This window comes from Thioclava sediminum, from assembly GCF_002020355.1.
GTDB lineage: Bacteria > Pseudomonadota > Alphaproteobacteria > Rhodobacterales > Rhodobacteraceae > Thioclava > Thioclava sediminum.
On the sequence record NZ_MPZV01000001.1, the window covers coordinates 1074010 to 1088842 of the forward strand.

Sequence of the window (14833 nt, forward strand, 5' to 3'; positions counted from 1 at the left end):
GCGCGTCCTTTCAACCAAAGAGCCAGCAGATCCCAAGCCCGAGGCCAAGACCGACCAGAAGCCACGCCACGCGATCGATCAGCGGGATATGTCCAGCCGCCGCAGTGGCCACCGCGCCCGTCGGGGCGGCGCCTTCGCTTGACGGAGCGGTCTCTTCAGCCTCGCCGGTCACGACCCGCGAGAAGGCGTTGAAGAAATCCTCGGCATTCTTGCGCGCCACGCCCTGGATCAACCGCCCGCCGACCGCGGCCAGTTTACCGCCAACCTCGACATCGGCGACATAGGACAAACGCGTGCCCTCGCCTTCGGGCGCGAGCTTGATTTCCGCGCCGCCCTTGGCGAAGCCCGCAGGCCCGCCCTGCCCGCGCCCGGTGATCCGGTAGGACACGGGCGGAACCAGATCGCTCAGCTCCACCTTGCCGCGAAAGCTGGCCGAGACGGGGCCGACCCGCGCCACGACCGTGGCGGTATATTCGGCCTCACCCGTCTGCTCCATCGCTTCGCAACCCGGGATCGCGCGGCGCAGCACCTCGGGGTCGTTGAGCCCGCGCCAGACCGTTTCGGGATCGGCCGGGATCAGGTGATCGCCTTCGAACCGCATCACCCGGCCTCCGCATGGATCGCGTTATAGGCACGGTAGAGCGCCTGCGTGCCCTCTTCGCCGAAGCCGTCATCCACCAGCTTGCCATAGAGGCTGCGCGCCAGCGACAGGCCCGGCAGTTCGAGGCCCAGTCTTTCGGCTTCGCTCAGCGCGATGGACATGTCCTTGACGAAGTGGTGGACGAAGAAGCCGGGCGCGAAATCCTCGTCCACCATCTTCGGTCCAAGCCCGTTGAGCAGGAAGCTCGACGCGGCTCCGGTTCCGATGACTTTGAGAACCTGCATCGGATCCAGACCGGCGGCGCGCGCGTAGCTGATGCTTTCCGCGACCGCGAGCATGGTCGAGGCGATGGCGATCTGGTTGGCCATCTTGGTGTGCTGCCCAGCGCCCGCCTTGCCCATCAGCGCGATATTCCCGCCCATCAGCTCCAGCACCGGCAGGACCCGTTCGAACGCCCGCGCATCGCCGCCCAGCATGATCGCGAGCTTGCCCGCCTTCGCGCCGACATCGCCGCCGGAGACCGGGGCGTCGAGCGCAGAGAGGCCGCGCGCGAGAGCCGCCTGCGCGATTTTCCCGGCCAGGGCGGGGCTCGAGGTGGTCATGTCGATCAGCACCGAGCCCGGGCGCGCCTTGCCGATGATCCCCTCCTCACCGAGGTAGACCTGTTCGACATCGGCGGGGTAGCCCACGATGGTGATCGTGATATCGCTGGCCTCGGCCACGGCGCCCGGGCTGTCACACCACGTCGCCCCCTTCGCGACGAGGGCGTCGCCCTTGGCGCGGGTGCGGTTGTAGATGTTGAGCGGATGCCCCGCGGCGAGGATATGCCCCGCCATGTGCTGGCCCATGATTCCGAGTCCGATGAAGCCGACGCTGAGTTTCTCTTCTGTCACGGCTGGGTCCTTTTCGTTGAGCTGGGCGCGGCCTCCCGCAGGAGCGCGCGAATGGATTGGGGGGTCAGCGGAAGACGCTCGATCGTCACGCCGCGCGGCGCGAGCGCATCGCTCACCGCGTTGGCGAGCACGCCGATCGCGCCCATCACGCCGCCTTCGGCCATGCCCTTGATCCCCGCGGGGGTCCGGCGGTTCGGCGTGTTGTGATGCAGGATTTCGAATTTCGGCAGTTCGTTCGGGGAGGCCACGAGGTAATCGGCGAGCGTCGCGGAGAGGTTCTGCCCCGTGCCGTCGTAGATCACCTGTTCGAGCAGCGCGCCGCTCAGCCCCATCGCGATCGCGCCCTGCTGCTGGCCGCGCACGACGATCGGGTTGAGAACGGTGCCGGAATCCTCGGCAACGAGATAGCGGTCGATGGTGATAGCCCCGGTCTGCGGGTCGACCTCGACCTCGCAGGCATGGGTCGAGTTGGAATAGGTCATCGCGGGCGGGTCGTAGCTATGCGAGAAATCGAGCCCCGGCGCGATCCCTTCGGGAAGCGCCAGCGGATCGAGATAGGCACGCCGCGCGATATCGACCAGCGCCAGGCCAGTGCCCTGCCAGTCGTCGCCGATCATCCGTTCGATCTGGCCTGCGCGCATGCGCAGCCCGCCAGCATCGTTGAGATCGAGCATCGAGGCAGCAATCGCGAGCACCCGCTCGCGCGCCTTGAGCGCACAGAGATAAAGCGTCCCGCCCCCGGCAGTCGCGCCGCGTCCGCCGCGGCTGCCCATGCCGTAGGGTGCGATATCGGTGTTGCCCATATGGACCGTGACATCTTCCGAGCGCACGCCGAGCCCTTCGGCCACCGCCTGCGAAAGCGGGCTCTCGTAGCCCTGCCCAGTGCCCATCAGCCCGACGGAGGCGTTGACCGCCCCGCTCGGTTCGATCCGCACCCAAGCCGATTCATGGCCCGATCCTGGGATGCCGGCGGATTTGTAGAATTCCGAGCCATAGGTCGTGCTCTCGATCACCGTGCACAGCCCGAGCCCCAGATAGCGCCCCTCAGCGCGCGCCTGCGCCTGCCGCGCGCGGAAAGCCGCGACATCAATCACATCCACGGCGATCTCGAGCGTTTCCCGTGGGCTGACATCTTCGAGAAGTTCGCCCGTGGGCATCTTGTAGGGCAGATCCTCCGGGCCGAGCGCGTTGATACGGCGCACCTCGACCGGGTCGAGACCGAGGTCGCGGGCGATGGCGTCGATCGTGCCCTCCATCACCCAGCTCGTGATCGCCATGGGCGCGCGCATCGGGCCTGCGCCGCATTTATTGGTCAGCGCGACGCGGACCTCATAGGCGTAGTCCTGAATCCGGTAGGGACCGGTCATGATCAGGGCGATGACGCGGGCCATATAGTTGGCCGGGTAGAAGCAGTAGCCGCCGAAATCCTCGTCGATCTCCAACTCGAGACCGAGAATCCGTCCGGTTTCGCTGACCGAGGCTCGGGTGCGACACTCGTATTCCCGCGCATGGGCGGCGGACATCAGGTTTTCCATCCGATCCTCGCGCCACCGAACCGGGCGGCGCAGGTGTCGAGACAGAGCCGCGACCGTGAGTTCCTCGCGATAGAGCGCGATCTTCTGACCGAAGGCGCCGCCCACATCGGGGCTCATCACCGTAACCTGGCTTTCCGACAGACCCAGCCGCGCAGCAAGCTGGCTGCGCAACGGGTGCGGGACCTGATTGCCGATATGCATGTTCAGATGCGCGCGCCCGTCATCCCAATCGGCGACGCAGCCGCGCGTCTCCAGCGGGACATGGGTGTGGCGATGGAGCGAGAAACGGGCCTCGACGACGCGATGCGCCTCGGCCCGGCGCGCGGCAGGATCGCCTACGCACAGGCTTTGATGCGAGACCATGTTGCTGGTCAGGCTGTCGTCGACCAGAGCGGCATCGGGTGCGAAGGCCTCGGTGATCGAGGTCACCGCCGGAAGCTGGTCATATTCGACACTGACACATTCCGCGGCATCCTCGGCGAGGTAACGATCGGTCGCGACGACGCAGACCACCGGATCGCCGTGGAAGCGGACCTTGTCGATCGGAAGCGTCGTCAGTTCGGTCGGCTGCAGCCCCTCGATCGGCGGTGCGAGGCGCAGCCGCGTCGTCATCTGATCGAGATCGCGCCCGGTGAAAATCCCCACGACCCCCGGCATTTCAGCGGCTTCGGCGCTGTCGATGTCGAGGATGCGCGCATGGGCGTGGGGCGAACGCACGAAGCTCACATGCAGCGCGCCGGGAAAGGCGAGGTCGTCGAGATAACGCCCGCGACCGGAGACGAGGCGCCGATCTTCCTTGCGCGGCAGGGCGCGACCGATCTCGGTGAAATCGCCGCTCATGCCGCCTCTCCACGCATCCGGGCCGCAGCTTTTAGCACGGCGGCGACGATATTCTGATAGCCCGTGCAGCGGCACAGATTGCCCGACAGGACATCGCGCACCTCTTCTGCGGTGGGGTCCGGGTTCTCGCGCAGGTAATGCTCGAAGGTCACCACAATACCGGGCGTGCAGAAACCGCATTGCAGCCCATGTTCCTCGTGCAGCGCCTGCTGAAGCGCCGAGAGCGCATCAGGCCGTCCCGTGGCCTCGACCGTCGTGACCTCGTGGCCCTCCATCTGGGCGGCGAAGGTCAGGCAGGCGCGCGCGGGGCGGCCGTCGATCAGCACGGTGCAGGCGCCGCAGACGCCGTGTTCGCAGCCGACATGGGTACCGGTCAGGCCGAGGTCGTCGCGCAGCACATCCGAGAGCAGCTTGCGCGCGGGCACCCGAACGTCGTGGGTTTCGCCGTTCACGCTCAGCGAAAGCGTCAGGGGGTCGTGTGTCGGAGCGGTCATGCACCCTCCTCCCGGGTCAGAGCGGACTGGAACGCGCGAATGACAAGCGTTTCGGCAAGTTCCCGGCGATAGACCGCGGGCACCTGTTCGCTGTCTTCGGGCGCGATCGCCGCAGCAGTCGCGGCAGCGAGGTCGCGAATGGTGTCTTCGTCGGCCAGCCTGCCCTGCGCGCGCGCCTCGATCTCGGGCAGGCGCAGCGGGACGGTGTCGACGCCGCCGAGCCCGAGCCGCAGCGCATCGATCTTGCCCTCCGCGTCGCGCGCGAAACTGAGCGCGACGCTGACCAGCGCGAAATCGCCGTGACGGCGCGAGAAAGCCTCGAAGGCCCACCGATCGCCGACGGGGAGCGGAAAGCGCAGCGCGGTGATGAGTTCGCCATCGCGCAGATCTACCGTCATGATCGATTGCAGGAAATCGGCGGCGGCGACTTCGCGCGTGCCTGCCGGTCCCGAAATCACCAGCGTCGCACCCAGCGTGACCGCGATCAGCGGCAACTGGGCAGCGGGGTCCGCATGGGCGAGGCTGCCGCCGATCGTACCGCGCTGACGGATCGCGTAATGCCCGATCGAGGCGGCAGCGGCACCGAGGAGCGGCAAGCTCCGCTGCACTTCCGGCGCATTGGCCAGCCGGTGATGGCGCGTCAGCGCGCCGATCTCCAGCATGTCCTCCTTCACCCGCACGCGGTCCAACTCGATCAGATCGTTGAGATCGATCAGATGGCCCGGGCGCGCCAGCCGCATATTCAGCATCGGCCCTAGGCTTTGCCCTCCGGCGATCGGCTTGGCCGCCGGCCCATGCGTGCGCAACAGCGCCAATGCCTCGGCAAGGCTCGCAGGCCGGTGGTAGGTGAAAGGGGCGGGTTTCATCGTGTCAGGCCGCGTTCCAGATCAGCGACTGACCGGTTTCGCGGTCGAAGACATGCAGGCGGTTGAGGTCCACCGCGAGGGTGATGCTCTCGCCGAACGCATGGCGCAGATCCTTGCCGACGCGGAAGAACAGCTCCTCGCCGCCGAAATCCATGCCGAGATACTGATCCGAGCCAACCGGAAGCACTGAGTTCACGGTGCCGCTGAGGGCATTGTATCCCGGCTCGGCAGTGCCTTCTGCGACATCCTCGGCCCGGATACCCAGTCGCACCGCGCGCCCCTCCTGCCCTTTCAGGCGCGCCGCGTGATCTGCCGGCAGCACGAGACGCAACCCATCGCGAACGAAGGCCATCTCGTCATCCGGCCCGGCCTCGAGCACGCCGTCGAAATAGTTGATCGGCGGGCTGCCGAGGAACGACGCCACGAAGGTGTTCGCCGGGCGCTCGTAGATGTCGTCGGGCGTGCCGATCTGCTGCACGACCCCGTCATTCATCACGACGATACGATCCGCGAGCGTGAGCGCCTCGGCCTGATCGTGGGTCACGTAGACGAAGGTGGTCTCCATCGCGCGGTGGAGTTCCTTGATCTCTGCCCGCATCGAGATCCGCAGCGCCGCGTCGAGGTTCGACAGCGGCTCATCCATCAGGAAGACCGACGGGTCACGGACCATCGCCCGCCCCAGCGCCACACGCTGACGCTGGCCGCCCGACAGCTGCGACGGACGGCGGTCGAGCAGGTGCGAAATCTCGAGCTTCTTCGCGGCGTCTTGCACGCGCTCGTCGATCTCTTCCTTCGACGCGTTGCGCATTTTCAGCCCGAAGCCGATATTGTCGTAGACGGTCTTGTGCGGGTAGAGCGCGTAGCTCTGGAACACCATCGCGACGTCGCGCTTGTGCGGGGGGACGTAGTTCACGACCTGCTCGTCGAAGATCAGATCGCCGTCCGAGACCTCCTCGAGCCCTGCAATCATGTTGAGGGTCGTGGATTTGCCGCAGCCCGAGGGGCCGAGCAGGACGATGAACTCGCGATCCTCGATATCGAGGTTGAGATCGCGCACGGCATGGAAGCCGTTGGCGTATTTCTTGTTTACGTTGGTGAAGCGGATCCGGGCCAAGACTTTGTCCTTTCTAACCTTTGACAGCCCCGGCGGTCAGACCGGAAACGATGTAGCGTTCGAAGACGATGGCGACGATCACCGGCGGCACGACCGCCAGGACGCCAGCGGCGTTGAGGAAGGAGAAGCTCACCGTGAAATCGGAGGTGAACGAGGCCAGCAGGATCGGCAGGGTCTGCGACGCGGAGGTCTGCGTGAACATCAGCGCGAGCAGGAATTCGTTCCAGCTGGTAAGGAAGGTAAAGAGGACCACGGCGACGAGCGAGGGCAGCGAGAGCGGCAGGAACACCTTGATCAGCGCCTGGAGCCGCGAACAGCCATCGACCCGCGCGGCCTTGTCCAGCTCGTCCGGGAGGCCCTCGAAATACTGGATCAGGATGAAGACCGTGAAGGGCACCGTGATCGCGAGATAGGTGATCACCAGCGATCCGAGCGTATCGAGCATCCCGAGTTTGCGGATCACCAGGAAGAACGGCACGACCAGCGCGATATCGGGGATCACCCGCGTGATCAGGATGAAATAGACCGACGCGTTGCGTCCCCAGAACCGGATTTTCGCGATCGCATAGGCGGCCGGCACCCCGACGAGCAGGTTCAGGATCACCACCAGGATCGAGACGATCAGGCTGTTGGCCATCGACGGCAGGAGATTCTCTGCGGTGGAGGGGATGAAGTCACCGGCAGCCGGATCGGCGCCCGAGCGCGTCTCGTAGGTGACGGGCTCGTCGTTCCCGGCGGAGAAGATCGCCTCGAAATTGCGCAGGGTCGGTTCTTCGGGAATCCAGTGCGGCGGGATCGAGACGATCTCGGTCTCGGTCTGGAACGCCGAGGAGACGAGCCAGGACACCGGGGCGAGAATGTAGGCCGCAAGGACGATCGCGGAAACCACGATCACCAAGCGCTGCACGATGCGCCCGATTTTCTGGCGGCGGCGGTAGTCGATCGTGTCGACAGGCGGGGTGATAGGCATATCGCTCATGTCAGATCTTGCGCCCCAGCGTTCGGATGAAGAGGTAGGAGAGTGCGAAAGTCGCGATTGCGAGGAGGTAGGACATCGCAGCACCGCTCCCGAAGGACAGGTTGCGGAAGGTCTCGACATAGATGTGCCACGAAAGCACATGCGACGCGCTGCCGGGCCCGCCCTCGGTCAGGATGAAGAACAGGTCGAAATGGCGGATCGCCATCATCGTCTCGTAGATCATCACCAGCATGAAACCGGGCTTCATCGCCGGCAGGGTGACATGCACGAAGCGCTGCCAGACCGTCGCTCCATCGACGCGCGCCGCCGCATAGAGATCGGACGGGATCGACTTGAGCGAGACCAGCAGAAGGATCGTCGCCAGCGGCACTTCCTTCCAGACGAAGGCATTGGCAATCAGGAACAGCGTTTTGTCCTGATCCCCCAGCCAGACCATGTATTTGTCGATGAAATCGAGCTGGTAGAGCAGGCCGTTCAGCGCGCCATAGCTGGAATCGTAGATCCATTTCCACATCAGCGCGTTCGCGACATAGGGGATCGCCCACGGCACCAGAAGGATCGTCGACAGGATACGACGCCCGCGGAATTCTTGGTTCAGCAGCAGCGAGACAAGCAAGGCTATGAAAGCAATCGCGGTGACCGAGACGAGCGAGAAACTCACCGTGCGCCAGACCGCGCCCCAGAACGCCTCATCGCCGAGAAGATCGGTATAGTTCTTCAGCCCGACGAAGGGGGTCCGGTTCGGACGCGTCAGTTTGATGCTGAAGAAGCTGATATAAAGCGAATAGGCGATCGGGAAGACCGCAACCGCGCCCAGAACGGCCATGACAGGAGCAAGAAACAGCATGGCGCTGCGCTCCTCGTATCCCACTCGCCATTTCGGGCGTGTCGCCCGTGTCATTGCATTCGCCACGTCATGCTCTCCCGTTGCCCTGCCCGACAGTCGGCGGGCCTTTTAGAAAGGCCCGCCGCACCTGCTCAGTAGCTGTCCTTCAGCTCGTTCCACAGATCGGCAGATTTCTTGACCGCTCCGGCGGGATCGACATTGCCGAGGATCGCCGATTGCCAGGCCGACCCATTGGTGTCGTTCCACTCGCCGAACCAAGGGGTCACCGTGTCCTTCTTGCGAGCGAGCGCCTGCTGAGCCTGGATCATGTCGACATCGCCATAGGAGTCGTAGGCCGCGCGGATCTCGGGATCCTCGAACAGCGGCTTCACGCCGAACCCGGCGCCGATATCGAGGAACAGGAGTTTCTGGAACGTGTAGGCGCCATCCGCCTTGCCGCCGAACCATTCGATCAGCTTCGCGGCATTCTCGGCGCGTTCTTTGTCTTGTGCAGCCTGCGCCGACATGCCGTGGAAACGCATCCAGCCGACCGTCGCGTGAGAGCCGTTCGGGCCTTGCGGCATCATCGCCTGCTTCACATTGCCCGCGATCTGCGACTGCTCGGGATCGTTGAGCATCCGCAGACGGTATTTCGCGACCATCGCGAAGGCGTGGTTGCCCGCTGCGAAGGATTTCAGGCCAGCCAGTTCGCCGGTCTCGACACAGGCGGGCGAGACGATCTCGTGCTTGTTGACCGCATCGACGACCCAGCTCAGCGCCTCGACGGCCCCCTCTTTGGGGTCCTGCATCACGGCCATGCCGTTGTCGTCGACCAGACGGCCACCATGCGAGTAGACCAGCGTCGAGATGAACTCGATCAGCCAGCTTTCCTGCGCCATCGCGAGCATCATCGGATAGTCGGCAATGCCCTTCTCTTTCATGACGAGCGACTGCTCGACCAGCTCATCCCAGGTTTCCGGCGGCGCGTCGAAGCCGGCTTCCTTGAGCTTCGCCTCGTCATAGAAGAAGGCCATGTAGTCGGTGTAATAAGTCAGGCCGTACTGACGACCGCCATAGGTCATGGAGTCGGTGCAGAAATCCTCGGCCTCGGCGTTGTATTTCATCAGGCTGTCGAACTCGTCGACCGGGGCGATCCAGCCGGCTTCGGCCCATTCGGGCAGCCAGGAATCCGACACCCACATCGCGTCGAGCGGCGCACCGCCCACGAATTTCGCGACCATGCCCTCGCGGTATTGGGCCCAGGGCGAGTTACCGTAATTGACCGGAATCCCGGTTTCCTTGGTGAAGGCGCTGAGGTGGCTCTGCACGGTGTCGACCGCGGCCGACCAGGTGTGCATCGTCAGCGCGGCCGTTTCGGCCTTGGCCGGACGAACCAGACCCGGCGCCATCAGCGCCCCTGCGCCCGCCGCCGAGTAGCGGAGGAAATCCCGGCGCCCGAGACGGCGCGTCTTATCCTTGAGCATCTTTCGATTCCTTTTGCATGGCCGCCTCAGCCCGAGCCCGTTCAAAGCCCAACCTGCAGCAAGCCGTCCCTGTTGATCTTGTTTATGGGAACCGACGCTATTGGCGATTTATTTATTCGTCAACTGACGACAAACGAAAAAGTGAGGATTTCCCTTCCGCAACGGAAATCGCACAAAATTTCAGCGCCCGCGGAAGCCTCCGCAGGCGAAATCAGGGAAAATGTAGTGGATTGCAGCGCTCAGCGGCCGCTGCACACCTCGACCATGTCCTCGAATCCCGCGAGGAACACGCGAACATGCATCGTTACCACCTGGTCTTCGGAGAGCGACAGGCTGCTTTGATAGATATGGCGTCGAATCGCGTAGTGAGAGATCGCACCGTGCAACGTCCACGCCATTTCGCGGAGCAATGCGGGATCTTCCGGCAGCTCTACGCCCCGCTCATGCGCAACTTCGCGCATCACAGTCTCCAGCAACTGCATGACAATCGCCGCGATGTAGTCAGGCGCCATATTCGCCTCGGCCAGCGAGGCATAAAGGAACAGTCGCAACCACTTCCGGGTCAAGGTAGACTGAAGATAGTCGCGATAGAATGCGTCGAGGCGCACGGCCATGGGCTGCGAACGATCCTGAAGCTCAACGAACCAGACGGCCTTGAAAGCACCAAGAATCTCTCGGTTATAGACCTCTTTGAGCAGGTCTTCCTTGGTCGGGAAGAAGCGATAGAGAAGACGCTGGGAGATGCCGCATTTCTCCGCCAATTGGCGCGTCTGCCCCGCAAGCCCGTTCTCCGCAAAGAACTCGGTGGCGACGTCCAAGATCTGAGCGCGACGCTCATTGAACGGCATGCGCACAGCGCCTTGCGGCGAGCCGGGCTTATTTCCGGCGCCGTTCGTTTTGGACGAACCTTCAGTCATTTTGGGCTTGGTCTGCACGTTTTCCTCTTGGCATCCTTTGTTGTTCATTCCGACGCCGGACGCAACGACTTCAGGTTCATACATTAGCCCATTCCGCGCGAAGGCAAAGTATCTTTTCGTCACTTGACGACTTATGTGTTGCGAAAACCCAAAGTTTGGTCGTAGCTTCGGCGCGTGACGGGACGTCAGTGCCCGCGATTTTCTGCCATTCACGCCGGAGTCCAACATGATCTACGAACAAAGAACCTACCGCATCACCCCCGGGAAGGCGCCCGAGTTCCTCAAGCTCTATGAAGCCGAGGGCCTGCACATCATCACCCAATACGCGAAGCTTGCCGGATGCTGGGTCAGCGACAGCGGCGTACTCAACGCGGTCACCTTCCTCTGGGCCTATGAAGATTACGGCCACCGCAGCGCGCAACGCGCCAAGCTGGGCGCTGACCCGGAATGGCAGGCTTTCGTGCCCAAGATCCTGCCCTATCTCGTGCATCAAGAGAGCATCTTCCTGCAGCCCGCGGCCTTCTCGCCGCTCGACTGATCCGGGCCCGGGCCACCATGCGCACGCTTGGCATCCTCCTCGCCGCCGGCGCCTCGCGTCGGTTCGGCGCTCGGGACAAGCTTCTTGCAGATTGGAACGGCGCCCCTTTGGTGCTGGCAGCGGCGCGCGCGCTCGAGGCGTCGGGATGCGATGCGCTCGTGGCGATCGTCTCTTCCGAGAGGGTCGCCGTTTCTCTCCCGCCGTCGTTCAAGGTGCATCACGTGGCACCGGGCCTGCCGCTCTCCGAGAGCTGGCGAGCGGCGCGCGGCGTCGCAACGAGCCGCCGGGCAGAACGTGCGCTGTTCGTGCTGGGCGACATGCCTTTCGTTTCAACCGACACGCTCCGCGCCTTGGTAAATAGCGATGGCGGCAGCCGCGCCTGCACCTTCGACGGTATCCCGATGCCGCCGGCGCTTCTGACCGCGCAGGACTCGAGACACGCACCCGATCAGGACGGAGATCACGGCGCCCGGGAGCTGTTGCGCGCCCTGCCGCCCAAGTCGCTCATCCCCCTTTCAGCCGAAGAGGCGAGTGACATCGACACGCCCGAAGACCTCCGCCATCATCGGGTTAACGTCAGGCGTGAGGATCGTGCCTGACACGTTCTCCAGGGCGCGTATTGTCGGGAAACTGATCCTGGCGCGGACGCGAGTTCGGCTTGCGTGAGCCCACTCCCCATGCGCTCGGCTCTCAAGACCGACAAGAGACGACAGCGTCCAACGCCCGTCCGTAATTTTCAGCTTTTCGTCCCGATCTCATCGAGTGCGCGGCAGAGCCGTTCCGTAACCTGCTCGGTGCTGGCTGTGCCGCCGAGGTCGCGCGGGCGACTCTCGGGATCGGCTGTCACGACCTCGATCGCGCGCATCATTTGCGCCTCGGCCTCGGTCTCTCCCAGATGCCCCAGCATCATTGCAGCACTCCAGAAGGTGCCGATGGGATTGGCGACGCCCTTGCCGGTGATATCGAAGGCCGAGCCGTGGATCGGCTCGAACATCGACGGCGCGGCGCGTTCGGGGTTGAGATTGGCCGTGGGGGCGATGCCGATGGAGCCCGCGAGCGCCGCTGCCAGATCCGAGAGGATGTCGGCGTGGAGGTTCGTGGCGACGATCGTGTCGAGCGAACGCGGGCCGAGCGTCATGCGCACGGTCATCGCGTCGACCAGCATCCGGTCCCATGTCACGTCGGGAAACTCGGTCGCGACCTCGGCGGCGATCTCGTCCCACAGCACCAACCCGTAGCGCTGCGCGTTGGATTTCGTCACCACCGTCAGACGCTTACGCGGGCGCGCCTGAGCCTGCGAGAAGGCCACGCGCATGATGCGCTCGACGCCGGTGCGGGTGAAGATGGCGGTCTCGGTAGCGACCTCATGCGGCTGGCCGCGATGGCTGCGCCCGCCCTGCCCCGCATATTCGCCCTCGGAGTTCTCGCGCACGATCAGCCAGTCCAGATCTTCCGGACCGACACCCGCAAGCGGGCTCGACAGGCCCGGCAGGATACGGGTGGGCCGCAGGTTCGCATATTGATCGAGCCCCTGACAGATCGCGAGGCGCAGCCCCCAGAGCGTCAGGTGATCGGGCACGTCCGGAGCGCCGACCGCGCCGAATAGGATCGAGTCATAGGCTCGCAGTGCATCGACCCCATCTGCGGGCATGAATGTGCCCTCGCGCTGAAAGCGTTTCGAGCCCCAGTCGAAGCGGTCGACCTCGAGCCGGAACGCGTTGGTCTGGCGGCTCAGGTGGTCAAGCGCCGTCAATGCCGCGTCGACCACCTCCGGCCCGATCCCGTCGCCGGGGATGGCCGCGATACGATGAACCCGGGTCGTCATGGCCGCATCACTTCTTCAACCACGCCTTGAAGGCGTCACCGTAATCGGGATGCCAGCGCGACAAGGGCGGGCGGTTCTCGGTGATGTCGCCCGCCGCCCAGAGGATGCGCTTCACGTCGGTAGCGCGATCCACGTCGTTATCGGGGCACAGAATGTAGAAATCGCCGCGCTCGATCGAGTCGAAGAGAAACTCCACGACCTGCTCGGGCGTCCATGCATCGGCGGGTTTCTCGGTGCGCCCGCCTGCGGTGAGCGGCGTGTAGACGAAGCCCGGGATGAACAGCCGCGCCTCGACCTTGCAGTCCTCACGATTGCGCAGCTCGTGCTGCAAGGCCTCGGTGAAGGCCTTCACGCCAGCCTTCGACACGTTATAGGCCGGATCGCCCGGAGGCGTGGTGATGCCCTGCTTGGAGCCGGTATTGACGATCAGGCCCGGCGCGCCCGAGGCGATCATGCGCGGCGCGAAGATCTGGCTGCCACGGATGATCCCGCCCATGTTCACGTCGAGGATGCGGTCCCAGTTGCCTTCCGCATCGAAGATCGAGCTGCCGGGCTGCATGCCCGCATTGTTCATCAGCAGATTGACCGGCCCGAAATGCGCCCAGACCTCGTCGGCGAGCGCCGTGAGCTGCGCCCGGTCCGAGACATCGGTGGCCTGCGTCATCACGTCGGCCGCCGCCGCGCCCGCAGCGATCAGGGCGTCGTAGGCGGCTTCGAGCGCAGCCCCCGGCAGATCGGCGATGCAGACACGCATCCCCAGCCCGGCGAGGTGGCGGGCGGCGGCGAGGCCGATACCCGAGGCCCCTCCGGTGACGACTGCGACATTGCCTTTGGCGAGAGCGGGATGCATGGGATTTCTCCTTTTTTCGTTCGGTGTCCGAGATCGGCGCGCCTCAGGCGGTTGCGCCGGCGAAGACCTCGAAATCAGTGTCGATGATGGTGGGTGTCGACGGGCGCTCGGGCGAGGCCAGAACCTCCTCGATCGCCTTCTTGCCGATGAGATAACGGTTCGAGCGGACGGTCGAGAGCGGCTGGGGCAGCTCCTTGCCGATATCGAGACCGTTGAAGCCGAATATGGCGAATTGGTCAGGCAGGCTGATACCTTCGGCAAGGCAGTGGAAGACGCCGCCCACGGCCATGTCGTCGTTGGAATAGACCGCGACGTCGATCTTCGGGGCCGACGCACGCAGGCGCGCGGTCTGCTCCCGGCCCGTCCCGACCGAGCTGGGTCCGTCGTCGATCGCATGCGCTTCGATCGAGAGTCCCGCTTCGGACAGCGCCTCGCACAACCCGTCATAGCGCAGCCGCGCCCGGCGGTCGGCGTTCCAGTCATGGCCGACATAGCCGAAATGGCGGTAGCCGCGCGAGATCAGGTGGCGACCGATCGCGTGGCCCGCGCGGCGATGCGAGGTACCCACCGCGATGTCGATCGGCGTGCTGTCGATATCCATCATCTCGACGACGCGGATGTCGCTTTGCTCGAGCATCTTGCGGGTGGCGTCGGTGTGGTCGAACCCGGCGAGCAGGATCGCGGCGGGTTTCCAGCTGAGAATGCCGCGCACGACGGCCTCTTCGCGGTCGACATTGTAATCCGTGGTCGAGATCACCGGCTGCAGGTCGCTTCCGTCGAGCCCGGCATGGACGCCCTGCAGAACCTCCGGGAACACGATGTTGGAGAGCGAGGGGATGACGACGCCCACGAGGAAGGAGTCGAGCGAGGCCAGCGAGCCCGCGATGCGGTTGGGGACGTAGCCCATCGCGCGGACCGTCTCCATCACCTTCTCGCGGGTGGACTCGGCGACGAGCCCCTTGTTGCGCATGATCCGCGATACCGTCGACTCGCTGACATTGGCACGGCGCGCGACCTCGCGCACCGTGATCTTGCTTTTGCGGTCAGGCAATCGCTGCTTGGTCCCCATGA

15 protein-coding genes are annotated in these 14833 nt (G+C 64.7%); 2 read left to right on the forward strand and 13 right to left on the reverse strand.

The genetic code is table 11. The features are described from left to right. Window positions 1-10: 10 nt before the first annotated feature. The 10 genes from BMI91_RS04705 to BMI91_RS04750 all read right to left on the reverse strand — a co-directional run bounded on the left by BMI91_RS04705 (window position 11) and on the right by BMI91_RS04750 (window position 10633). Window positions 11-601 carry an SRPBCC family protein gene (locus BMI91_RS04705; RefSeq protein WP_078569669.1) on the reverse strand — a complete coding sequence of 197 codons (591 nt, stop codon included), beginning with the start codon at window positions 599-601 and terminating at the stop codon, window positions 11-13. Then, entirely contained in the window at window positions 601-1494 is an 894-nt protein-coding gene (locus tag BMI91_RS04710; protein ID WP_078604116.1) for an NAD(P)-dependent oxidoreductase, read from the reverse strand. The genes BMI91_RS04705 and BMI91_RS04710 overlap by 1 nt, the downstream gene beginning before the upstream one ends. Beyond that, complete coding sequence (locus tag BMI91_RS04715) at window positions 1491-3869, reverse strand: xanthine dehydrogenase family protein molybdopterin-binding subunit (RefSeq protein WP_078604117.1); 2379 nt, start codon at window positions 3867-3869, stop codon at window positions 1491-1493. The genes BMI91_RS04710 and BMI91_RS04715 overlap by 4 nt, the downstream gene beginning before the upstream one ends. Continuing rightward, entirely contained in the window at window positions 3866-4363 is a 498-nt protein-coding gene (locus BMI91_RS04720) for a (2Fe-2S)-binding protein (RefSeq protein ID WP_078604118.1), read from the reverse strand. The genes BMI91_RS04715 and BMI91_RS04720 overlap by 4 nt, the downstream gene beginning before the upstream one ends. After that, window positions 4360-5229, reverse strand: coding sequence for an FAD binding domain-containing protein (locus tag BMI91_RS04725; protein WP_078545733.1), 870 nt, complete (start codon window positions 5227-5229; stop codon window positions 4360-4362). The genes BMI91_RS04720 and BMI91_RS04725 overlap by 4 nt, the downstream gene beginning before the upstream one ends. 4 nt (window positions 5230-5233) lie before the next feature. Next, window positions 5234-6343 (reverse strand): ABC transporter ATP-binding protein, encoded by a 1110-nt coding sequence (locus BMI91_RS04730; RefSeq protein ID WP_078604119.1) that lies wholly within the window; start codon window positions 6341-6343, stop codon window positions 5234-5236. 13 nt (window positions 6344-6356) lie between these two features. Continuing rightward, window positions 6357-7322 (reverse strand): carbohydrate ABC transporter permease, encoded by a 966-nt coding sequence (locus BMI91_RS04735; RefSeq protein WP_208607941.1) that lies wholly within the window; start codon window positions 7320-7322, stop codon window positions 6357-6359. A 1-nt stretch (window position 7323) separates the two neighbouring features. Continuing rightward, window positions 7324-8169 (reverse strand): carbohydrate ABC transporter permease, encoded by an 846-nt coding sequence (locus tag BMI91_RS04740; RefSeq protein ID WP_208607942.1) that lies wholly within the window; start codon window positions 8167-8169, stop codon window positions 7324-7326. 131 nt (window positions 8170-8300) lie between these two features. Continuing rightward, complete coding sequence (locus BMI91_RS04745) at window positions 8301-9632, reverse strand: extracellular solute-binding protein (protein WP_078604120.1); 1332 nt, start codon at window positions 9630-9632, stop codon at window positions 8301-8303. Window positions 9633-9871: 239 nt separating this feature from the next. Beyond that, window positions 9872-10633 carry a TetR/AcrR family transcriptional regulator gene (locus BMI91_RS04750; protein ID WP_208607943.1) on the reverse strand — a complete coding sequence of 254 codons (762 nt, stop codon included), beginning with the start codon at window positions 10631-10633 and terminating at the stop codon, window positions 9872-9874. 142 nt (window positions 10634-10775) lie between these two features. Here BMI91_RS04750 and BMI91_RS04755 point away from each other — a divergent pair, with 142 nt between their 5' ends. Together BMI91_RS04755 and BMI91_RS04760 are read left to right on the forward strand one after the other, a co-directional pair. Further along, entirely contained in the window at window positions 10776-11087 is a 312-nt protein-coding gene (locus tag BMI91_RS04755) for an NIPSNAP family protein (RefSeq protein ID WP_078519919.1), read from the forward strand. 17 nt (window positions 11088-11104) lie between these two features. Next, window positions 11105-11686, forward strand: a complete 582-nt coding sequence (locus BMI91_RS04760) for a nucleotidyltransferase family protein (RefSeq protein ID WP_158522090.1) — start codon at window positions 11105-11107, stop codon at window positions 11684-11686. A gap of 137 nt (window positions 11687-11823) precedes the next feature. Here BMI91_RS04760 and BMI91_RS04765 read toward each other — a convergent pair whose 3' ends face one another. Genes BMI91_RS04765 through BMI91_RS04775 form a run of 3 tightly spaced genes read right to left on the reverse strand, consistent with a single transcriptional unit; the run spans window position 11824 to window position 14831 of the window. After that, window positions 11824-12912, reverse strand: a complete 1089-nt coding sequence (locus BMI91_RS04765; protein WP_078604122.1) for a tartrate dehydrogenase — start codon at window positions 12910-12912, stop codon at window positions 11824-11826. Window positions 12913-12919: 7 nt separating this feature from the next. Continuing rightward, window positions 12920-13762, reverse strand: coding sequence for an SDR family NAD(P)-dependent oxidoreductase (locus BMI91_RS04770; RefSeq protein WP_078519922.1), 843 nt, complete (start codon window positions 13760-13762; stop codon window positions 12920-12922). A 43-nt stretch (window positions 13763-13805) separates the two neighbouring features. Continuing rightward, the gene (locus BMI91_RS04775; RefSeq protein ID WP_078604123.1) at window positions 13806-14831 is read right to left on the reverse strand and encodes a LacI family DNA-binding transcriptional regulator; all 1026 of its coding nucleotides are present in this window, start codon (window positions 14829-14831) and stop codon (window positions 13806-13808) included. Between the last annotated feature and the right edge of the window lie 2 nt (window positions 14832-14833).